Annotated in this window: 26 protein-coding genes; 7 read left to right on the forward strand and 19 right to left on the reverse strand. The window is 56.0% G+C overall.

The window, feature by feature from the left end:
- Positions 1–19 precede the first annotated feature (19 nt).
- The 6 genes from rpsL to fkpA form a co-directional block, all read right to left on the reverse strand.
- Complete coding sequence (gene rpsL, locus HV242_RS21390; protein WP_000246815.1) at positions 20–394, reverse strand: 30S ribosomal protein S12; 375 nt, start codon at positions 392–394, stop codon at positions 20–22.
- 124 nt (positions 395–518) lie between these two features.
- The gene (gene tusB / locus HV242_RS21395; protein ID WP_014171906.1) at positions 519–806 is read right to left on the reverse strand and encodes a sulfurtransferase complex subunit TusB; all 288 of its coding nucleotides are present in this window, start codon (positions 804–806) and stop codon (positions 519–521) included.
- A 7-nt stretch (positions 807–813) separates the two neighbouring features.
- Positions 814–1,173: a sulfurtransferase complex subunit TusC gene (tusC, locus tag HV242_RS21400; RefSeq protein ID WP_014171907.1), complete on the reverse strand. Its 360-nt coding sequence runs from the start codon at positions 1,171–1,173 to the stop codon at positions 814–816.
- Positions 1,173–1,559, reverse strand: a complete 387-nt coding sequence (gene tusD, locus HV242_RS21405; RefSeq protein WP_014171908.1) for a sulfurtransferase complex subunit TusD — start codon at positions 1,557–1,559, stop codon at positions 1,173–1,175. Before tusD ends, tusC begins: the two co-directional genes overlap by 1 nt.
- Positions 1,559–2,281 (reverse strand): helix-turn-helix transcriptional regulator, encoded by a 723-nt coding sequence (locus HV242_RS21410; RefSeq protein WP_181616867.1) that lies wholly within the window; start codon positions 2,279–2,281, stop codon positions 1,559–1,561. The genes tusD and HV242_RS21410 overlap by 1 nt, the downstream gene beginning before the upstream one ends.
- A gap of 166 nt (positions 2,282–2,447) precedes the next feature.
- On the reverse strand, positions 2,448–3,269 hold the full coding sequence (fkpA, locus tag HV242_RS21415; protein ID WP_014171910.1) for an FKBP-type peptidyl-prolyl cis-trans isomerase: 822 nt from the start codon (positions 3,267–3,269) through the stop codon (positions 2,448–2,450).
- A 237-nt stretch (positions 3,270–3,506) separates the two neighbouring features.
- Here fkpA and HV242_RS21420 point away from each other — a divergent pair, with 237 nt between their 5' ends.
- A complete protein-coding gene (locus HV242_RS21420; protein ID WP_020884603.1) occupies positions 3,507–3,725 on the forward strand; it encodes a protein SlyX in 219 nt (72 codons plus the stop codon).
- A 54-nt stretch (positions 3,726–3,779) separates the two neighbouring features.
- Here the strand turns inward: HV242_RS21420 and slyD are convergent, their stop codons facing one another.
- The 4 genes from slyD to kefG all read right to left on the reverse strand — a co-directional run bounded on the left by slyD (position 3,780) and on the right by kefG (position 7,035).
- Positions 3,780–4,370 carry a peptidylprolyl isomerase gene (slyD, locus tag HV242_RS21425; protein ID WP_014171912.1) on the reverse strand — a complete coding sequence of 197 codons (591 nt, stop codon included), beginning with the start codon at positions 4,368–4,370 and terminating at the stop codon, positions 3,780–3,782.
- 94 nt (positions 4,371–4,464) lie between these two features.
- Positions 4,465–4,665 carry a YheV family putative zinc ribbon protein gene (locus tag HV242_RS21430; RefSeq protein ID WP_013099038.1) on the reverse strand — a complete coding sequence of 67 codons (201 nt, stop codon included), beginning with the start codon at positions 4,663–4,665 and terminating at the stop codon, positions 4,465–4,467.
- 13 nt (positions 4,666–4,678) lie between these two features.
- The gene (kefB, locus tag HV242_RS21435; protein WP_020884602.1) at positions 4,679–6,484 is read right to left on the reverse strand and encodes a glutathione-regulated potassium-efflux system protein KefB; all 1,806 of its coding nucleotides are present in this window, start codon (positions 6,482–6,484) and stop codon (positions 4,679–4,681) included.
- Positions 6,484–7,035, reverse strand: a complete 552-nt coding sequence (kefG, locus tag HV242_RS21440; protein ID WP_020884601.1) for a glutathione-regulated potassium-efflux system ancillary protein KefG — start codon at positions 7,033–7,035, stop codon at positions 6,484–6,486. The genes kefB and kefG overlap by 1 nt, the downstream gene beginning before the upstream one ends.
- 138 nt (positions 7,036–7,173) lie before the next feature.
- Here kefG and HV242_RS21445 point away from each other — a divergent pair, with 138 nt between their 5' ends.
- The gene (locus tag HV242_RS21445) at positions 7,174–9,078 is read left to right on the forward strand and encodes an ABC transporter ATP-binding protein (protein WP_020884600.1); all 1,905 of its coding nucleotides are present in this window, start codon (positions 7,174–7,176) and stop codon (positions 9,076–9,078) included.
- Between the two features lie 15 nt (positions 9,079–9,093).
- Complete coding sequence (locus HV242_RS21450; RefSeq protein WP_014171916.1) at positions 9,094–10,044, forward strand: LysR family transcriptional regulator; 951 nt, start codon at positions 9,094–9,096, stop codon at positions 10,042–10,044.
- Here the strand turns inward: HV242_RS21450 and mdcH are convergent.
- From mdcH to mdcA, 8 genes are all read right to left on the reverse strand, one after another.
- Positions 10,033–10,929, reverse strand: a complete 897-nt coding sequence (gene mdcH, locus HV242_RS21455; protein WP_050737681.1) for a malonate decarboxylase subunit epsilon — start codon at positions 10,927–10,929, stop codon at positions 10,033–10,035. The genes HV242_RS21450 and mdcH overlap by 12 nt on opposite strands.
- Complete coding sequence (locus tag HV242_RS21460) at positions 10,929–11,546, reverse strand: malonate decarboxylase holo-ACP synthase (RefSeq protein ID WP_047742562.1); 618 nt, start codon at positions 11,544–11,546, stop codon at positions 10,929–10,931. Before HV242_RS21460 ends, mdcH begins: the two co-directional genes overlap by 1 nt.
- 2 nt (positions 11,547–11,548) lie before the next feature.
- A complete protein-coding gene (locus HV242_RS21465) occupies positions 11,549–12,508 on the reverse strand; it encodes an AEC family transporter (protein ID WP_050737682.1) in 960 nt (319 codons plus the stop codon).
- Positions 12,509–12,630: 122 nt separating this feature from the next.
- Complete coding sequence (mdcE, locus tag HV242_RS21470; protein ID WP_040019062.1) at positions 12,631–13,431, reverse strand: biotin-independent malonate decarboxylase subunit gamma; 801 nt, start codon at positions 13,429–13,431, stop codon at positions 12,631–12,633.
- A complete protein-coding gene (locus HV242_RS21475) occupies positions 13,431–14,264 on the reverse strand; it encodes a biotin-independent malonate decarboxylase subunit beta (protein ID WP_047954760.1) in 834 nt (277 codons plus the stop codon). The genes mdcE and HV242_RS21475 overlap by 1 nt, the downstream gene beginning before the upstream one ends.
- Positions 14,257–14,556 (reverse strand): malonate decarboxylase acyl carrier protein, encoded by a 300-nt coding sequence (gene mdcC / locus HV242_RS21480; protein WP_020884595.1) that lies wholly within the window; start codon positions 14,554–14,556, stop codon positions 14,257–14,259. Before mdcC ends, HV242_RS21475 begins: the two co-directional genes overlap by 8 nt.
- Before the next feature lie 9 nt (positions 14,557–14,565).
- On the reverse strand, positions 14,566–15,423 hold the full coding sequence (locus HV242_RS21485; RefSeq protein ID WP_020884594.1) for a triphosphoribosyl-dephospho-CoA synthase: 858 nt from the start codon (positions 15,421–15,423) through the stop codon (positions 14,566–14,568).
- Positions 15,423–17,078: a malonate decarboxylase subunit alpha gene (mdcA, locus tag HV242_RS21490; protein ID WP_181616868.1), complete on the reverse strand. Its 1,656-nt coding sequence runs from the start codon at positions 17,076–17,078 to the stop codon at positions 15,423–15,425. Before mdcA ends, HV242_RS21485 begins: the two co-directional genes overlap by 1 nt.
- 228 nt (positions 17,079–17,306) lie before the next feature.
- Between mdcA and HV242_RS21495 the strand changes: the two genes are divergently transcribed.
- Genes HV242_RS21495 through HV242_RS21505 form a run of 3 tightly spaced genes read left to right on the forward strand, consistent with a single transcriptional unit; the run spans position 17,307 to position 19,444 of the window.
- Entirely contained in the window at positions 17,307–18,329 is a 1,023-nt protein-coding gene (locus HV242_RS21495; RefSeq protein ID WP_014171925.1) for a hydrolase, read from the forward strand.
- Positions 18,326–18,544: a YheU family protein gene (locus tag HV242_RS21500; RefSeq protein ID WP_003861664.1), complete on the forward strand. Its 219-nt coding sequence runs from the start codon at positions 18,326–18,328 to the stop codon at positions 18,542–18,544. Before HV242_RS21495 ends, HV242_RS21500 begins: the two co-directional genes overlap by 4 nt.
- 30 nt (positions 18,545–18,574) lie before the next feature.
- Positions 18,575–19,444 (forward strand): phosphoribulokinase, encoded by an 870-nt coding sequence (locus HV242_RS21505; RefSeq protein WP_014171927.1) that lies wholly within the window; start codon positions 18,575–18,577, stop codon positions 19,442–19,444.
- 65 nt (positions 19,445–19,509) lie between these two features.
- Here HV242_RS21505 and HV242_RS21510 read toward each other — a convergent pair whose 3' ends face one another.
- Complete coding sequence (locus HV242_RS21510; RefSeq protein ID WP_025202873.1) at positions 19,510–19,914, reverse strand: OsmC family protein; 405 nt, start codon at positions 19,912–19,914, stop codon at positions 19,510–19,512.
- 311 nt (positions 19,915–20,225) lie between these two features.
- On the opposite strand from HV242_RS21510, the gene crp reads away from it, so the two are divergent.
- Positions 20,226–20,858, forward strand: coding sequence for a cAMP-activated global transcriptional regulator CRP (gene crp, locus HV242_RS21515; protein ID WP_000242758.1), 633 nt, complete (start codon positions 20,226–20,228; stop codon positions 20,856–20,858).
- Positions 20,859–20,909 lie beyond the last annotated feature (51 nt).

Here is a 20,909-nt window from a genome sequence, read left to right on the forward strand (position 1 = left end):
CTTACTTAACGGAGAACCATTAAGCCTTAGGACGCTTCACGCCGTACTTGGAGCGAGCCTGCTTACGGTCTTTAACACCTGAGCAGTCCAGCGCACCACGAACGGTGTGGTAACGAACACCCGGAAGGTCTTTAACACGACCGCCACGGATCAGGATCACGGAGTGCTCCTGCAGGTTGTGACCTTCACCACCGATGTAGGAAGTCACTTCGAAACCGTTAGTCAAACGCACACGGCATACTTTACGCAGTGCGGAGTTTGGTTTTTTAGGAGTGGTGGTATATACACGAGTACATACGCCACGTTTCTGCGGGCAGGCTTCCAGTGCAGGCACGTTGCTTTTTGCAACTTTGCGCGCACGTGGTTTGCGTACCAGCTGGTTAACTGTTGCCATTAAATAGCTCCTGGTTTTAGCTTTTGCTTCGTAAACACGTAATAAAACGACCTCATACAATATGAGGACGCGAAATTTTAGGGCTACGTCGAAAAGGTGTCAAGAAATATACAGCGATCTCGGTTCACCAGTTCATTTGACTGGCGTGCGTCACAGTAAGATTGACGAAATCAGTATAGCCAACCACGTCAATTTTGGCTGAAATTTGACCAGAAAGACCTCGCGCCTCAAGATCGTCTTTCAGCGCAGAGACGGATATGGGGGCATTGCTGAGAATTTCAACGAAACGACTCCCTTCAAGCGCAGCCAGTACGCCATCCTGAATCAGCAGCAGGTCATCACCTTCGCGCAGCATGCTCAGTAATGCGTCGATATCACAATGCCACGGTGAACGGCTCAGGGTATGGAGCATGTCAGCCTCAGAAATTCAGAACAGTGTCGTAATGGGAAAGTTGGTCGCGCAGCGCGTCGGCCGGAAGGAGTGTGACATCCAGCACGAAAGACGTCTTATCGCTCAGACCGCGCGCAGCAAGAGAATCAGCGCAGACAAAAAAGGTTTCAATGTCGTAAAGCGGCAGCACTTTAAAGGTCGCGATGTAATCCCGCGCCAGAATAGCCTGCGGCTGCTGGCCTGCCAGAAGCTGAAACACGCCATCCCCTAAAAAGAAGACACCGATGTCTTCGGTCAGTGCTGATGTTGCGAGCAACGCATCCAGCCCTTCTCTGCCGGACGCACTACCGTGCGGAGCAGATGAAAAAACAAACGCCACGCGTTTCATCAGAATTGCACCACTCTGTCGCAGGTTAACGCAGCCTGTGCCAGTGCGCCCAGACCGCTCAACGAAAACCCCGGCTGCAGGTTGGCCCCTGGCAAGCCAAGACGTTCAGCTTCGGTGGCATCGGTCACGCCGCGACGCAGGGCTGCCGCCACGCAGATATGCAGGGCAACCCCCCTTGTCTCGTTCAACGTCTGCCAGGCGCGCACCAGATCAAATTCATCGCTGGCCGGTGAGGTAAACTGGTTGGCGTTATACACCCCTTCCCGATAAAAGAAGACGCTCACCAGCTCATGTCCGGCAGCCAGTAACGCATGCGCAAACTGCAGCGCGCTGCTGGCCTGCTGAGTACCATACGCCGGGCCTGTCACCATCAGCGAAAAACGCATTACTTGTCTTGCCCCTGGAAATCACCGCTTTTGAACTGGCGGATGTAGAGGTAGACCGTATGCTTGGAAATGTTCAGGCGATCGGCCACCTGGTTAATGGCGTCTTTGATGTCAAAAATCCCTTTCTCATAGAGATTCAGCACGATCTGACGATTCTTGGCGTTGTTCGATACGTTGCGATCGGCATTCACCTCTTCGATAGTGAACTCAAGCGTCTGCGTCACCAGATCTTCAACCGAGGAGGCAAAGTTAACTGAGGAGCCAACGTCCGGCGTTTCAGGCGGTATGAAAGTGCTCATGATTTGCGAGAACGGCACATCAAGGTTCATGTTGATGCACAACAGACCGATCACGCGATGCTCGCGATTACGAATCGCGATGGTTTCTGATTTCATCAGTACGCCGCTTTTGGCGCGGGTGAAATAACATTTGGAGACGCTGCTGTCCGCGCCGGTCATGTCATGCAGCATACGCAATGCAAGGTCGGTGATTGGCGAACCAATTTTACGGCCAGTATGCTCACCATTAGCAATGCGGATGGCGGAACACTTAAGATCTTGCAGGGAGTGCAATACGATTTCGCAGTGGGACCCAATGAGCATCGCTAACCCGTCCACTACCGCCTCGTAGGATTTCAGAATATCGAAATCGGTCTGGTCGAAAGGACATTGATCCAGTAAATCAAGTTCACTGGTTTCGTTGGTTAAAAGCGACCTGGACATGAAAAAAACACTCCTTTTCAGGAGCCTGTCGTTAGGTTTTCAGGGCAGGCTCATTATCTACACGGACAACTAAATTAATACAGCGTGCATAACGCTTTCCAGTGTTAATTATATCTGCCCCACAATAAAAAAAACCGCCGCCTTAAAGGCGGCGGTTTTCATTCCATTACTTCTTCGCGTCTGTCGCAGCTTTCTGTTCTGCCTGCGCTTCTGGTTTCGCATCAGCTTTCGGCGCTGGCTTGATATCCAGCAGCTCTACGTCAAAGACCAGGGTAGAGTTAGCAGGGATACCTGGAACGCCGGTTTTGCCATATGCCAGATCCGGTGGAATAACCAGTTTGATCTTGCCACCTTTCTTGATGTTTTTCAGACCTTCAGTCCAGCCTGGGATCACACCATCCAGACGGAAGGAGAGAGGCTCACCACGGGTGTAAGAGTTATCGAACTCTTTACCGTCGATCAGCGTACCTTTGTAGTTAACCACGACAGTATCGCTGTCTTTAGGGGCATCACCGGTACCTTCTTTCTCAACTTTGTACACCAGACCCGTAGAGGAGGTTTTCACGCCCTTCTCTTTAGCAAAGGTATCGCGGTAGGCTTTGCCTTTCGCTTCGTTGTCTTTTGCATCCGCTTCCATCTTAGTCTGAGCGGCACCTTTCACACGTGCTTCGAACGCCTGCAGAGTCTGTTCAATTTCCTGGTCAGACAGTTTGCTCTTATCTGCAAATGCGTCCTGAACGCCCGCGATCAGCTGAGCTTTGTCCAGTTTAATGCCCAGTTTCTCTTGTTCTTTCAGAGAGTTTTCCATGTAACGACCCAGAGATGCGCCAAGTGCGTAGGCGGATTTCTGGTCGTCATTTTTGAACGCCGCTTTGCTGTCTGCAGTTGCAGCAGGCTTCGCAGCAGTATCAGCAGCGAAGGACAGCGGCGCGTTCAGCGCAACAGCCATCGTCGTCGCCAGCAGCGTTACTTTAAACAGTGATTTCATCCATATCTCCAGGGCCTGGGGACTCTCACCCCAGCGTTAAACGTAAATGAGTTACGTACTATAAAACGTTGCGGAAGAAATCTACAGACAGACTCTCCCGATTCTCGCCACTTTTCAGACTATTTTTGTTTAAATAAGTTTCTTGCCAAGGGGATAGATACTGAACTTAAGGATAAACTCAGTTAAACTTCGCCGCCGCTGGCCGATTGTGGTTAATGAGATACAACGAGGTGAATGATGAAGGACACAATGTTAGAAGCGAGAATGGCTGAGCTGGAAAGCCGCCTGGCTTTTCAGGACATCACCATCGAAGAGCTAAACCAGACCGTGACCGCACATGAACTGGAAATGGCGAAACTGCGGGATCTCATGCGCCTGCTGACGGACAAACTGAAGGCCACACAGCCGTCACATATTGCCTCTCAGTCAGAAGAGACGCCACCACCTCATTATTGAGGCGTAAAAAAAGCGGGATTATTATCCCGCTTTTTTATTTTCCGCATAACGGAATTAGTGGCAACCGCAGCCGCCGTTACCGCAACCACCTTTACCGTGGTCGTGACCATGGTCGTGATCGTGGCCGTGACCACCGCAGCAGCCGTCGTGGCCGTGATCGTGGTCATGGTCGTGACCGTGCGCACCGTGAACGTGGCCATGAGCCAGCTCTTCTTCGGTCGCTTCACGGATCGCAACAACTTCTACGTTGAATTTCAGGTTCTGGCCAGCCAGCATGTGGTTGCCGTCAACCACAACGTGGTCGTCTTCCACTTCAGTGATTTCAACAGGAACCGGACCCTGGTCAGTTTCAGCCAGGAAGCGCATGCCAACCTGCAGTTCGTCAACGCCCATGAACACGTCTTTAGGAACGCGCTGCACCAGGTTGTCGTCGTACTGACCGTAAGCGTCGTTCGCGCCAACAGCAACGTCGAATTTGTCGCCAACGTCGTGACCTTCCAGCGCGTTTTCCAGGCCGGAAATCAGGGAACCGTGACCATGCAGGTAGTCAAGCGGCGCACTCACCGGAGACTCATCAACCAACACACCGTCTTCTGTACGTACCTGATAGGCCAGGCTGACCACCAGGTCTTTTGCTACTTTCATGATATCTCCTGAGCAAGGGAAAATTGCTGGCGCAGATTGTAGCGGAAATCTGCACCCGTGTACCCTTTAGCTTAAAAAAACTCAGGGCATATCGCTAGTCCGGATGAAAAATCCCGATAACTTGCTCTTCTTTGCGAACATGATCGCGGGCTTCTTTATCCGCCTCGCGCATCTGATGGCCGCACTTAACACACTCTACGACATCAATATTATTTTCCCGCCACATCGCCAGCGTATCTTGCGCCTGGCAGCTCGGGCATTTTGCGCCCGCAATAAAGCGTTTACGTACAGCCATCTTTCGTTACCCTTTATTCAAATTCATCCCAGCCATCGAGCTGGCGTCGTTCCTGTTGCATCTCTCGCTGGAAAATCTCTTCCAGCTCGCGACGCGCTTCCCGCACGCGCGAGATCTGCGCCGTATCAGAGTGTACCGGCATTAATTCGCGCAGCATTCGCATGTCCAGCCGGCGAAAATGCATCTGGGCCCGCTGAGCCTGATGGGGATGCATGCCCAGCGAAATCAGCGCTTTACGCCCCAACTCCAGCGCACTGGAAAATGTCTCTCGGGAGAAGTGTTTCACACCTGCCTGCAGCAGTTCGTGCGCTTCAACACGTCCACGCGCACGCGCCAGAATATGCAGATGCGGGAAATGCTGCTGGCACAGTTCCACCAGCTTCATCGTATCTTCCGGATCGTTGCAGGTAATCACGATGGATTCTGCCGCTTCTGCTCCCGCTGAACGCAACAGTTCGAGCTGGGTCGCGTCGCCGTAGTAAACCTTGTAGCCGTATTTACGCATCAGGTTCACCGCGCTGATATCGCGCTCCAGCACCGTGATGCGCATTTTGTTTGCCATCAGCAGACGTCCAATCACCTGCCCAAAGCGGCCAAAGCCCACCACAATCACCTGCGGCTTATCATCCTCCACCCATGGCATCTCATCTTCATCCTCTGTCGGATTTAAGCGCCGTGAGAGCAGCTTATCCACCAGCCTGATGAGCAGCGGGGTGGTCATCATCGACAGCGTGACCGTCACCAGTAACAGCGCCATCTGATCGTCTTTAAACAGCTTCTGGGAGGAGGCGGTGGAGAACAGCACGAACGCGAACTCTCCGCCCTGACTTAAGACACTGGCAAACTGCATGCGCTCGGAACTGCGCAGCCCGTATATCCGTGCCATGACATACAGCACCAGCGTTTTTACCGCCACCAGCACAACAACGCTCATCACCACCCATAGCAGATGGGTATAGAGCACGCCCAGATTGAGCGCCATTCCCACCGAAATAAAGAACAACCCTAACAACAGCCCTTTAAACGGATCGATAGCCGTTTCCAGTTCGTGACGATATTCGCTTTCAGCAAGGAGCACCCCGGCGATAAACGTACCGAGCGCCATCGACAGCCCCAGCGCGTCCATAAACAATGCCGAGCCCAGCACCAGCAGCAGCGTCGCGGCAGTAAACACCTCGCGCACGCCAGAGGCGGCAATAAAACGAAACACCGGCCGCAACAGGAAACGTCCGCCAATCAGCATGCCGGCGAAGGCCAGCACCTTCATGGAGATTTTGACCCAGTCAAAATGATCGTCACCAGAGCCTGCCAGTAACGGCACCAGTGCCAGCGCCGGGATCACGGCCAGGTCCTGAAACAGCAGTACCGAAAAGCCCAGCTGTCCTGCCTCGTTGCGGTTCATCCCTTTGTCACGCATTAACTGCAGCGCCATCGCTGTCGACGACATCGCAAGACCTATTCCGCCGATCACCGCCGCCTGCCACGAGAAGTTGGTCAGCATTAACAGCCCGGCCAGAATCGCGGCACTGAACAAGACCTGCGCCGCCCCCACGCCAAATATCGATCGCCGGAGCTGCCACAGTTTTGACGGGTTCAGTTCGAGGCCAATGATGAACATCAGGAACACTACGCCCAGTTCAGAGAAGTGGAGAATTTCATCCACATCGCTGATGAATCCCAGCCCCCAGGGGCCAATGGCGATCCCGGCCAGCAGGTAGCCCAGCACCGCGCCAATGCCCAGCCGGGCGGCCAGCGGAACCGCCACCACTGCGGCAAATAAAAACAGCACGCCGGCCAGGAGTAAATTCGATCCTTCCATTAGCGACCTCCCGCCGATATCGGTGATGCAAGCCAATCGCCATACGCTCTGGCGTGGCTCGCCAGCGCTTCAGGCTTCTGGCGACGCGCCCAGTAGACAATAATCGGGCTCATCCAGTGCATGCGGCACATCGCGGCCGTCAGCTCAAACGGCCGCAGGATATCGCTCATGGGATAACGGTTAAGACCGTCGTGGCGATAAGCGCTCTCTGGCTCACCGGTCGTAATGACACTGCGCCAGTACTTTCCCGCCAGCTGGTTGCCCCCCACCCCGCTGGAGAACCCCCGGCTCAGCACACGGTCCAGCCACTCTTTCAGCAGTGCCGGACAGCTATAGGTATAAAGCGGATGCTGGAACACAATCACGTCATGCTGACGCAGCAGTTCCTGCTCGTAAGGAATATCAATAAAGAAATCAGGATAGTGCGCGTAGAGATCGTGCACCGTCACATTGCTGAGCTGAGTAGCCGGCTTAAGCAGAACCCGGTTTGCCACCGAGTCCTGAGATTCCGGATGGGCATACAGCAGCAGCACTTTCGCTGTCTGAGACATCACTCCCCTCCCGGTTCTGTTTCTGTTTTTGTGTATCGTCGTTGTTTTGGGCTACCATGGCGGCCCGGTGCGGAAAATGGCCCACACCTTACATTATCATAATGACAAATTAACATAGTCGGAACATACGGCGCTTCTATGATTGTTTTCTCCTCGTTACAAATTCGCCGCGGCGTGCGCGTCCTGCTGGATAACGCCTCCGCCACCATCAATCCCGGTCAAAAAGTGGGTCTGGTCGGCAAAAACGGCTGCGGAAAATCGACCCTGCTTGCGCTGCTGAAAAACGAGATTAGCGCTGACGGCGGTAACTTTACCTATCCGGGCAACTGGCAGCTTGCCTGGGTAAATCAGGAGACGCCTGCCCTGAGCGAACCCGCTCTCGACTATGTTATCGACGGCGATCGTGAATACCGTAAGCTGGAAGCTGAACTGAACGCCGCCAACGAGCGTAATGACGGTCATGCTATCGCCACCGTCCACGGTAAGCTGGACGCCATCGACGCATGGACCATTCGCTCCCGCGCCTCCAGCCTGCTGCACGGTCTGGGTTTCAGCAACGAACAGCTTGAACGCCCCGTCAGCGACTTCTCCGGCGGCTGGCGTATGCGCCTTAACCTGGCGCAGGCACTGATTTGCCGTTCCGACCTGCTGCTGCTTGATGAACCCACTAACCACCTCGATCTCGATGCGGTTATTTGGCTGGAGAAGTGGCTCAAGAGCTATCAGGGCACTCTGATTCTGATCTCCCACGACCGCGACTTCCTCGACCCGGTGGTGGATAAAATCATTCATATCGAACAGCAAAGCCTGTTTGAATACACTGGCAACTACAGCTCATTCGAGCGCCAGCGCGCGACGCGCCTTGCTCAACAGCAGGCGATGTACGAAAGCCAGCAGCAGCGCGTGGCGCATCTGCAAAGCTTTGTTGACCGCTTCAAGGCAAAAGCCTCTAAAGCCAAGCAGGCCCAGAGCCGCATCAAGATGCTGGAACGCATGGAGATGATCGCCCCGGCGCACGTCGATAACCCGTTCCACTTCAGTTTTCGCGAGCCCGAGAGCCTGCCGAACCCACTGCTGAAGATGGAAAAGGTGAGCGCTGGCTACGGCGATCGCATTATTCTCGACTCCATCAAGCTCAACCTGGTGCCGGGTTCACGTATTGGTCTGCTGGGGCGTAACGGCGCCGGTAAATCGACGCTGATTAAACTGCTGGCGGGCGAGCTTAACCCGGTCAGCGGCGAGATCGGCCTGGCAAAAGGCATTAAGCTTGGCTACTTCGCCCAGCATCAGCTGGAATTCTTACGCGCGGATGAATCGCCCATCCAGCACCTCGCGCGACTGGCGCCGCAGGAGATGGAGCAGAAGCTGCGCGATTACCTTGGCGGCTTTGGCTTCCAGGGCGATAAAGTCACCGAAAACACCGAACGTTTCTCCGGCGGCGAGAAAGCGCGTCTGGTGCTGGCGCTTATCGTCTGGCAGCGTCCGAACCTGCTGCTGCTCGATGAACCTACAAACCACCTCGATCTCGACATGCGTCAGGCGCTGACCGAAGCGTTAATTGAGTTTGAAGGCGCGCTGGTTGTCGTCTCGCACGATCGTCACCTGATCCGCTCCACAACGGACGATCTCTATTTAGTGCACGATGGCAAAGTCGAGCCGTTCGATGGCGATCTGGAAGACTACCAGCAGTGGCTGACGGACGTGCAGAAGCAGGAAAACCAGCCGGACGACTCGTCGAAAGATAACGCCAACAGCGCCCAGGCGCGTAAAGACCAGAAGCGCCGTGAAGCGGAACTGCGTACTCAGACCCAGCCGCTGCGTAAAGAGATTGCCCGTCTCGAAAAGGAGATGGAGAAACTTAACGCTCTGCTGGCTACCGTTGAAGAGAAGCTGGGCGACAGCGGTCTGTATGACCAGAGCCGTAAGGCGGAACTGACCGACTGCCTGCAGACACAGGCGAAGACGAAATCCAGCCTCGAAGCGTGCGAGATGGCGTGGCTGGACGCCCAGGAACAGCTGGAAGCCATGCTGCAGGCCGACTAAATCCCCGGGAGGGTTATGAGTTTCGATATCACGAGCGACATTACATTTCGTAAACTCAGCATCTTCATGACCTTTATGGAGAAGGGCAATATCGCCCGTACCGCCGAAGCGCTTGGCCTGAGCGGCGTTAGCGTGCACCGCGCGCTGCATACTCTCGAAGAAAATGTGCGCTGCCCGCTCTTTACGCACAAAGGTCGCAATCTCATTGCGCTGCCTTCAGCCTGGACGCTGCTGGAATATTGTCAGGAAGTGATGCAGGTAATGGCGCGCGGGCTGGAAGAAGCGCGCAAAACGGCCGGCGTTGGCCAGGGACGACTGCGCGTCGGCACGCTCTACTCGCTGACGCTGGAAACCGTGCCACGCCTGATTATGGGGATGAAACTGCGCCGTCCGGACCTGGAGATGGACCTGACGATGGGCTCTAACGAGACCCTGTTGCGTATGCTGGACGACGGTTTGCTCGACGCCATCCTCATCTCTATTTCCGAAAGCGATATCGACCGCAACAGTCTGGAAGTGCTCCCCCTGTTCCATGACGACATTTTTCTTGCCGCACCAGCCTCTGCCACGCTGAACACCAGCGGGCCTGCCGACTTACGTGATTACAAAGACCAGAAGTTTGTCGCGCTGTCGGAAGGGTTTGCCACCTACGCCGGGTTTCAGGAAGCGTTTCATATTGCCGGTTTCGAACCGGAAATCGTCACCCGCGTAAATGACATTTTCTCGATGCTGAGTCTGGTGCAGGCGGGCGTGGGCTTTACGCTCATGCCCGGCAGAATGAAGAAAGTGTATGAGAACTCAGTACAGCTACTGAAGCTGGCCCAGCCGTATCAAATGCAGCAGTTGATTGCCATTGTGTTTGCCCGCAACCGCGAGCAAGACCCCAGCCTGCGGGCACTGGCAGCCGAAGGGCGAATGTATGCCCGCAGTATCGCCACCGACCCTGCGCAGACCCTACCGCTGTAGCCGCTTAGCGAGGTGTACCGCCACGTCTACACCACTGCGCTCCAGCGAAACCGACTCCCCTTCCCAGGCCGCCTGACGCGTCAGGCAGGTCAGTACTCCGCCAGGTGGCATTTCAATCGCCAGCCGAGCTTCACGCTCGTTGGCAGAAATCACCGCTTCCTGCCAGCGCACCGTGCGCGCCATATTCATCGCCAGATCGTCCGCGATTTTCTCAGGCGTCCAGAGCACGCGTCCTGTACTGCCGCTCAGGTAAGCACAGCGCGGGCGTGTGAGCGTGACGGATGTGAACGCCTCCACCAGCTTGTGCGCCGGCTCCGCCAGCAGTTCGCAATGGGAAGGCACGCTGACGGTCAGCCGATGCGCCTTATTAGCCCCTTTTGCCAGCGCGCGTTTCGCCACCTGCGCCATCCCCTCATCGGTGCCGGCGATCACAATCTGTGTTTCCGCGTTCAGATTGGCGATATACGTTCCGGTGCCTTCCAGCAACGCTTCAACCTGAGGCAGGGTCAGCCCCATTATCGCGGTCAGGCCATAACCGTGCGGATAGGCTTGCTCCATGAGATCGCCACGCAGCGCGACCAGCTTCAGCGCGTCGGAAAATTCCAGCGCACCGGCAATGACCGCGGCCGGATACGCGCCAATAGACAGACCGCTGACGATATCCGGTGCCACGCCGCGTTGTTCAAGCTCACGCGCCCAGGCAACACCGGCAATTAACAACGAAAGTTGAACGGCTCGCGTGTGGGTTAACGCTGCCGCGGTATCCAGCGTATCGACTTCGCCACCCAATACCTCGCGGGCCTGCTCCAGCGTCGTGCCAGGCAGGTTTTGCAGCATACCGACATGCTGGGTGCCCTGCCCTGGAAAGGTAAACAGTATTTTCATCACTCCTCCCTGTGCCACGGGTCCGCCACCAGACGTGGCCCACGGCGGGTCTTCAGCAACGTTTTGCCGTCGCGCAGCCACTCCGTCAGCGCAAAGCCGCCTTCAGGGGTGTCGACCTGGGTGTCTGCCCGACATAACGCGCGGCTGAGCTGTGACGCCCAGACACGCAAAGCGTCAGCCGACAGAGGCTGAGGGGCTCGCACCAGCAGATCGAGATCGCTGTCGGCATGAATGACCGGGATACCGGTCGCCAGGGCGTAGCCCGTGCTGCCCGTAATTCCCCACGTCCACGGCCATGACTGCTGAGAAAGTTGCAATGCCACCTGAACCGGTGGCTGAGTCACAAACGGTGAACGCAGAAGATCGGCGGTCACACTCAACGCCTCGGGTGAGACCACCCGCACGACGTTGTCTGGCTTCACCCAACCGGCCGCCCGCTGGTCGCGGCGTAAACCGCGTACGCCAACGGGAATACGGCCAGCGTTATCAACATCACGCCGCACGACCACCGGTAAACCGGTATGCCATACCGCATCCACCCAGTCGTCAGTGATGCCTTCCAGCGCGTCACGCGCGTTAAGCCAGATGAGGTCGTGAGGGCGTAATGTTGTGGTCATAATTACATTCCTGAAGTCAGCGAGATAAACAGTGGCAGCGACAGGATACACAGTACCGAGCTTAACAGCAGCACCGCTTCCGCATCCGGAGACTGCACGCCAAAGCGGTTACCGAACACCACGCCGAAGAAACCGGCTGAGAGCGCAATCATCAGGATAGCGGTGATCGCCACGGAGCCGTGCAGACCGAAGATCAGAACGATACCCCAGGCAATCGCAGGCTGGATCAGCAGCTTGGCTACGGTTGAGGTAATCACCATGGTGTTGATCTGCAGCTTACGCGCAGAGAGGATCACCCCAGTCAGGAACAGCGCAGCAGCCGTTGCAGAAAGCCCCAGTGGCTTAATGGCGGCCAGAACAAGTTCAGGCATTTTGATGCCGATAGCAGACAAAATCACACCCAGCAGGGGTCCCATCACAATCGGTTTTTTAATCGAGCGCCACATCAGCACCGGCAGCATCGAGAGCGTTGAACCGGAGTTATTGCCTTCGGCACGCGCTTTTTCACGTTCCAGAATCAGCAGGCAGAACGGCGTCATCAGTACCGAACCACAGGTGATAGAGACCGCCACGGACAGTGAGGTTGAAGAGCTTTCACCCAGCACGCTGCCCAGAATCGGCAAGCCAAGCGCGGCATAGTTTGGCAGCGCAACCGTCAGCGTAAGCACGGCGGCATCCTGTGGGGATTTTTTAAAGACGCTGGTCGCGAGGAAGTAAATGGCCGCGTAGGTTATCCACATCGCCAGGGTCAGCACCAGAATCAGCGGTGACTGGGCTACGATGCCAGTCCACGGGGTTTGCACCGTAGCGCTGAACAGCGCGGCAGGCAAAGCAAAATCCATGACGAAAATATTGAGCAGGGAGACATTTTTGTTATCGACCATCTTTGCCTTACCGGCCCAGAATCCCAGCAGCATGATGACGAAAATCGGTGCAAGAGCATGAACAATTACGTAAGTCATAATTCACCTGTAGTAAAAAAGTTTAAGCACTGGCGCGATGATTATTATTTTCAGGATGCAGGTTCCCGCGCGGACGTAACGGTTACGTCCGCGGGGAGTGCATCTGGCAGGTCTCTTTTTACTTACCAGCTTGCCCGCATGCGTTCGCGTACGAGGGCAGAGCTGCGGCGATTGTCAGCACCGAGACGGTTTTTCAGGGTGTTGTCCTGACGAGCGTCATGGATGGCCTGTTGCAGCGTGGTTTTCACCTGCGTCAGATCGTTTTCAGAAGGGGCATCCGGGTTGGTGATATCCAGCAGGTTGGAAAGCAGCCCCAGTGTGGCGTAGTTGCTGATGTCATAGGCCATTGGCGGGATCGTTGCCGCCAGTTTTTCCAGCGCGTCCACGGTACGTAGCGTAATACGCGCCGCAGACTCTTTACCCATGGCATGGATCAGCACGCCTTTATCGTTAAAGGCAATCAGGCGGTTTGCCTGGTACCCGTGCGCCAGAAACGCGCCGGACATCGCTTTACCAACGATAAGCCCAATCACCGGATGACCGGCCAGACGCGCGTTAGCATAGGCCGCCGCCGCGCCGGCCAACGCCTGGTGAATACCAAATGCCTCTTCACGACGGCCATAGGCCTGACTTGGCACATCAATCACCGCCACGATCGGGCGCTTCACGGCGCTGTTGGCATCGGCGGCAACGGTTTCGCTCACCACTTTCGCCAGCGTCCAGCCTTCCAGCAGACCGACTTCCCCTTTCGCCGCGCGCGGGAAGTGGTTGTTGGCATCCGGTACCACGGCAACAAAACGTACCGTTTCACCGTTAAGTTCACCATCGGCCGCCTGTACGGACGGGCATAACCCTTCCAGGCGTCTGGCGTTCGGCGCGAGCGTTTGCAGCCAGAGTTCGCCACGGCTTACTGAGTTAGTCATCATTTCACCTCCCGGGCAAAGAGCGCTTTAATCTGTTCGGCATCGGCCTGTTTGCGGGTGTCGAAATTCGTCAGACGGTTCAGGTAATCGTCATAGTTATCGGTGCGATGTTTCGCAGGCACGCCTTTGGCTATCGCGTCGTTCATCGCCGCTTTCACCGCGTTCACGCCATCGCCAACCAGCGCATCCACCAGGCCGCTTTCATAGCGGACTTCGCCACCGGTCATGCTCCAGATAAACGGACGGTCGCGGGAGTCATACTCGTCAATCCCCGCTTCCTGCTCGATAACCTGAGGACCATTCAGACCGAGACGCGCTTCGCGGGTGACAATCAGGTAACTGCACAGTGCAGCAGCGATAGACATCCCACCGAAGCAGCCCACGGTCCCGGCCACAATCCCGACCACCGGGGTGTAACGGCGCAGGTCAACAATTGCCGCATGAATATCGGCAATGGCCGCCAGGCCCAGGTTGGCTTCCTGCAGACGCACGCCGCCGGTTTCGAGACACAGTACCGCCTGCGTCGGGATCCCGTTGCGGTTATCTTCTGCCGCCAGCTCCAGCGCGGCCGCCATTTTGGCGCCGGACACTTCGCCCATGCTGCCGCCCTGGAACGCACCTTCGATCGCCACCACTACCGCAGGCTGACCGTTGAGGGTGCCTTTGGCGACCACCATGCCGTCATCGGCCTGAGGAACGATGCCCTGCGGCCCCAGCCACGGGGAGATAATGCCTTCAAAAGGATCCAGCAGTTCGCGATAGCTCCCGTCGTCCAGCAATGCCTGCGCACGCTGGCGAGCTTTTAATTCAATAAAACTCCGATCATCACGCATGGCTCACCCCTTCAAAAACCTGTTCGATACGAATGCGTGCCACCCCCGGCGTCGCGCCAAAGTCGTGGATCGTCAGTTTTCCTGCAGGCAGGCTGCTGACGGTGTGCAGGCGGTTGAACAACGCCTCCCAGCGACCGCGGCTGTTGTCGACGGACGTGGTGATATCAATGGTTAACGTCTGGCCCGGTTCGGCGGCAAACAGCACCTCCATATCCCCGGAACCAACAACCCCTGCGAGCGCTTTGCCGCTTAACGCGCGGCTCGCTGGCATGGTTAATGTGATTTTTTCCATAACATCCTCTTAATGCTTTGAATAAGGCGTTTCGATGCGATCGAGAAACAGCGTGGCGGCAAGCAGGTCGGCTGCTCCGCCCGGTGAGGCATTGAGTGCCAGCATGTGACGGTCCAATCTCGCCAGCGCCATCTGGCCTGCGGATGTCGCGCATCCTCCGGCGCTCAGCACCGCACGCGCACCGTTCTGCATGGCCTCCAGCCCCGCCATCCCGGCGCGCGACAGCACGCAGGTGTCGGTAAGCGACGTCATGATGGCCATCAGCGCATCGAGCCTTGCGTACGTTTCGCTGCTGCCGTTAAGACGGCTCAGACGAAGCTGCGGCAGAGCACGCTGCATCACGTGTGGAAATGCCTGCTGAGCCTCTTCACGTGCGCCCGGAACCCGGTAGCGGCGCGTGGCGCGTAGCCCTTTGCTGAACACTTTCGGCGCCGCGTCATCGGGCAGTTTCGCCAGCTGTGCCGCGGTATTCGCTACCGCCTGCGCGCTGGCATCGCCACCGAGCATCGCCACGGCACTGACCAGCAGCCCCAGCGCCCAAATCGCGCCGCGGTGGGTATTTACACCGTCGGTAGCCGCCATCATCTGCTGCTCACCTTCACGGCCGAGTCGCCCTATGGTTTGCCTGAGCGCAATATCCGCCGGACGCTGCCAGCTGTGTTGCGCCAGCGCCTGAAACGTGGGGGTCAGGCTGCGCGCGGAACGCTCCATCAACGCGAGCGACAGATCGTGGTGCGCGCCGTTCCCCCGACTGTCCACCAGACCGGGTTTCGGGCTTAACTGTGCTTCGTCAATCAGACACTGCGTGGCGGTTCGCGCCAGCCATTCGGCACCGCCTTCAACCTGAATCTGGGGCAGAAGTTTCATTACCAGCTCCGGAATTTCGCAGGTGGGTTGTAAAGACCGCCAGACCATTCAACCAGGTCTGACACGCTGCCTGCTGCCAGCAGAGAACGGGTGGCATCGGTGCGGCGAATCCCCATATCTTCCGGGTAAACCACTTTGCCGCTCTGGCGCAACTGCGCCACACGCCTGGCATCGACGCCCAGACCGATATCGGTGATCCCCGCGACGGCCGCAACCATCGCCCGGCGCTCTTCAAGACTTTCTGCGCGATAGAGGTAAGCAATCCCCTCTTCCGTCAGCACATGTGTCACGTCGTCGCCGTAGATCATGACCGGAGCCAGAGGCATCCCGGACGCTTTCGCAACGTCAACAGCATCGAGTTTTTCCACAAAGGTCGGTTTCACGCCTGCCTGGAAGGTTTCCACCATCTGGACGACGAGTTTTTTACCGCGCTGCATCGGATCAGGTTCGGTGATCATGTTCAGCCAAGCCGGGGTGGCATGACGACGACCATGCGGGTCATGGCCCATGTTTGGCGCACCGCCGAAACCAGAGAGACGACCACGGGTCACGGTTGAGGAGTTGGCATACCCGTCAACCTGCAGGGTTGAGCCGATGAACATATCAACGGCGTACTGGCCTGCCAGCTGACAGAAGGCGCGGTTGGAACGCATAGAGCCGTCGGCACCGGTAAAGAAGATATCCGGACGTGCACGAATGTACTCTTCCATCCCCAGTTCGCCGCCGAAGCAGTGCACGCTTTCCACCCAGCCGCTTTCAATCGCCGGGATCAGGGTTGGGTGCGGGTTAAGGGTCCAGTGTTTACAGATTTTGCCTTTCAGGCCGAGCTGTTCACCGTAGGTCGGCAGCAGCAGTTCAATCGCCGCGGTATTAAAACCAATCCCGTGGTTCAGGGATTGCACCTGATGTTCCGCATAAATGCCTTTAATGGCCATCATCGCCATCAGGATATGTTCCTGTTTGATGAGACGCGGGTCGCGGGTAAACAGCGGTTCGATAAAGAACGGTTTGTCGGCCACCACCACGAAGTCAATCCAGGAGCCGGGAATATCAACGCGCGGAAGGTCGCATTCGTCGTCCACCAGCTCATTCACCTGTGCGATGACAATGCCGTCATGGAACGCGGCCGCTTCCACCAGCGCGGGGGTATCTTCGGTGCTTGCGCCGGTATAAAGATTACCTTTTCGGTCTGCTTTAAAGCCGGCAATCAGCGCCACGTTTGGCGAGAGGTCCACGTACAGACGTGAATAGAGCTCTATGTAGGTATGGATAGCACCAATTTCGAGCTGACCATCTTCCAGCAGCTGCGAGATGCACAGGCTCTGGGTACCGGAGAAGGAGAAGTCCAGCTTGCGGGCGATACCTTTCTCAAAGATATCCAGATGCTCGCTACGGCCCACGCTTGGCATAATCATGTGCAGGTCATGCACGATTTGCGGGTTCACTTCAGCCAGCGAGCGTGAAAGGAAATCGGCCTGCTTCTGGTTATTACCTTCCAGAACGACTTTGTCGCCAGGCGCGATCAGTTTTTCCAGCATGGCGACAAGATCGCCGGTTGGCAGTACCTTGCCCTGCACCGGTACGGAGGCCAGACGACGCGCTTTCTCGGTGCGTCGTGTGTTCCATTGCCGGGTGGGTGTTTGCCCAGATAACATTATTAACCTCCTGATTCAGCACATCATTCTGATTTGCTTAACGTTGAGTAAAGTGTGCGCTGTGGCGAGGAAGTCATCAATTAAGCGCAGGGCGGAATCATTAGCCTGAGAGTAATAATCAAGGTAAATATTTGTGATCGAGATCAGTTCATGTTTCGGAAAACCAGGCTAAACGGGGTACAATTCGGAAAGAACAGAAAATAACTGACAAGAATTAGCATCGCCGTTATGAGCCAAATCATTCCATCAGACTTCGACATCATCGCCGAAGACAGCACCGAGTTCGTGCCTATGCGCGGCGTGGCCAATTGCCATCTGCAGACCATGCTGCCGCGACTCATCCGCCGTAAGGTTCAGTTCACGCCGCACTGGCAACGGCTGGACTTACCGGACGGTGACTTTCTGGACCTGGCATGGAGCGAAGAGCCAGAACAGGCGCGCCACAAGCCGCGTCTGGTGGTCTTTCACGGTCTGGAAGGCAGTCTGCACAGCCCCTATGCACACGGGCTCATCCAGGCAGCCAAAGCGCGGGGCTGGCTCGGCGTGGTGATGCACTTTCGCGGCTGTAGCGGCGAACCGAATCGCCAGAAGCGCATCTATCACTCGGGTGAAACCGAAGACGGCACCTGGTTTTTACACTGGTTACGGGAAAACTTTGGTACCGTCCCGACAGCGGCCGTGGGCTACTCGCTGGGCGGCAATATGCTGGCGTGCCTGCTGGCAAAAGAGGGCGACACCGTGCCGCTGGATGCGGCCGTCATTGTCTCCGCGCCCTTTATGCTGGAGCAGTGCAGCTACCATATGGAGAAAGGCTTTTCCCGGGTCTATCAGCGTTACCTGCTCAACCTGTTGAAAGCCAACGCGGCGCGCAAGCTGAAGGCCTATCCGGATACGCTGCCGGTGAGCCTGCGTCAGTTGAAAAAGGTCCGTCGCATCCGTGAATTCGACGATCTGATCACCGCCAAAATTCACGGCTTTGCCGATGCGATTGATTACTATCGTCAGTGCAGCGCCATGCCGCTGCTCAGCAAGATCACGCAACCGACGCTTATCATTCATGCCAAAGATGACCCGTTTATGGATCATCACTCTATCCCCGCGCAGGAATTTTTGCCTGCCAACGTTCACTACCAGCTGACAGAGCATGGTGGTCACGTGGGGTTCATCGGTGGAACGTTGCGCCGCCCGAAAATGTGGCTGGAGTCGCGTATTCCTGACTGGCTTACCCCTTATCTGGACGGTGCAAAATGATTATTCCGTGGCAGGACCTCTCCCCCGAAACGCTCGATAATCTGATTGAAAGCTTTGTCTTGCGCGAAGGTACCGATTATGGTGAACATGAACGTTCGCTTGAGCAAAAGGTCAACGATGTGAAGCGCCAGCTCAAAAGCGGCGACGTGGTGCTGGTATGGTCTGAACTGCATGAGACGGTCAATATCATGCCCCGCAACGCGTTTCATGGCTGATCTTTAAACCTTTCCAGTCAGGGAGTTGCTATGTCTGCCAGACATCCGGTTATTGCCGTTACGGGTTCGAGTGGTGCGGGAACCACCACGACCAGCCTCGCTTTTCGTAAGATTTTCGCCCAACTGAATCTCCGTGCGGCGGAGGTCGAAGGCGATAGTTTTCACCGCTACACGCGCCCGGAGATGGATATGGCTATCCGCAAGGCGCGCGATCTGGGTAAACACATTAGCTACTTCGGCCCGGAGGCCAATGACTTCGGCCTGCTGGAGCAAACCTTTCAGGAGTACGGCCAGAGCGGCAAGGGGCAGTCACGCAAATATCTGCACACCTACGATGAAGCCGTTCCCTGGAACCAGGTGCCCGGCACCTTTACCCCCTGGCAACCGCTGCCGGAACCGACCGACGTCCTGTTTTACGAAGGGTTGCACGGTGGCGTGGTGACGCCGCAGCATGACGTGGCGCGTCACGTGGATCTGCTGGTTGGCGTGGTGCCCATCGTGAACCTTGAGTGGATCCAGAAGCTGACGCGTGACATCAGCGAGCGCGGCCATTCACGCGAGGCGGTGATGGATTCCGTCGTGCGCTCCATGGAAGACTACATAACTTATCTGACGCCGCAGTTCTCCCGCACGCATATCAACTTCCAGCGCGTACCGACAGTGGACACCTCTAACCCGTTCGCGGCCAAAAGTATCCCGTCGCTGGATGAGAGCTTTGTGGTTATCCATTTCCGCAATCTCGACGGCATTGATTACCCCTGGCTGCTGGCGATGCTGCAGGGCTCGTTTATTTCGCACATGAATACGTTAGTGGTTCCGGGCGGAAAAATGGGGCTGGCAATGGAATTAATTATGATGCCGCTGGTACAGCGGTTGATAGAAGGGAAGAAAATCGCCTGATGATTTCCCTCTCCGCGTGGGAGAGGGTTTCGGTGAGGGCATCAGGGTGAACGATGCCCCCAATATCAGGCGTCGATCACTTCATACGAATGCGTAATTTTTACCGCTTTCTCGAGCATTAAGGCGACCGAGCAGTATTTCTCCGCTGAAAGATCGACCGCGCGTGAGACCGCCGCGTCTTTCAGTTCTTTCCCGCTGACGATGAAATGCAGGTTAATGTGGGTGAACAGGCGTGGTGCCTCTTCGCGGCGTTCTGAGGTGAGTTTTACTTCGCAGTCGGTCACATCGTGCCGGCCTTTTTGCAGGATCGACACCACATCAATTGCGCTGCATCCACCTGCGGCCATCAGCACCATTTCCATTGGGCTTGGTGCTTTATCGCCGGAGTTACCATCCATCAAAATCTGGTGTCCTGAAGCGGACTCGCCCAGGAACGTTAAACCTTCAACCCATTTCACACGCGCTTGCATATTCACTCACTCCAACGTTGCATTTTTGGTGACAGATTACGCGTGCGTTACATTTCTCGCAATGGAAGGCGACCTGCGTCATGCTGAAGCGAGACACCAGGAGACACGCGGCGAAAGCTATGCTAAAACACTCAGGATGCTACAGTAATACATTGACGTTACACATGTATGCAGAGGACATCAAACTTTACTGGCTGCGAAACGTTACGATAGCCGACTTCCCAGGGTATGGGTAAGAATTCGATTGCAACCCCAGAGTCCGGATGCATCTTATGACTCTGGTGACAGCTTATAACAGAGGATAACAGCGCATGGTGCTTGGCAAACCGCAAACAGACCCGACTCTCGAATGGTTCTTGTCTCATTGCCACATTCATAAGTACCCATCGAAGAGCACGCTGATTCACCAGGGTGAAAAAGCGGAAACGTTGTATTACATCGTCAAAGGCTCGGTGGCAGTGCTGATCAAAGATGAAGAAGGGAAAGAGATGATCCTTTCTTATCTGAACCAGGGCGATTTCATCGGTGAACTGGGCCTGTTTGAAGAAGGCCAGGAACGTAGCGCCTGGGTTCGTGCAAAGACAGCATGTGAAGTGGCTGAAATTTCCTACAAGAAATTCCGTCAGTTGATTCAGGTTAACCCTGACATCCTGATGCGTCTTTCTTCGCAGATGGCGCGCCGTCTGCAGGTGACATCTGAGAAAGTGGGTAACCTCGCCTTCCTGGACGTGACCGGCCGTATCGCTCAGACCCTGCTGAATCTGGCGAAACAACCCGATGCGATGACTCACCCTGATGGCATGCAAATTAAAATTACCCGTCAGGAAATCGGTCAGATTGTCGGTTGCTCCCGTGAAACAGTGGGCCGTATTCTGAAAATGCTGGAAGATCAGAACCTGATCTCCGCACACGGTAAAACCATCGTGGTTTACGGAACGCGTTAATTCCGCTAAAACGGCGTGCCATCGCAAGGTGTCACGCCGTTTTTGTCTCTA

Origin of the sequence: Enterobacter sp. RHBSTW-00593 (genome assembly GCF_013784105.1) — a bacterium.
Taxonomy (GTDB): Bacteria; Pseudomonadota; Gammaproteobacteria; order Enterobacterales; family Enterobacteriaceae; genus Enterobacter; species Enterobacter ludwigii.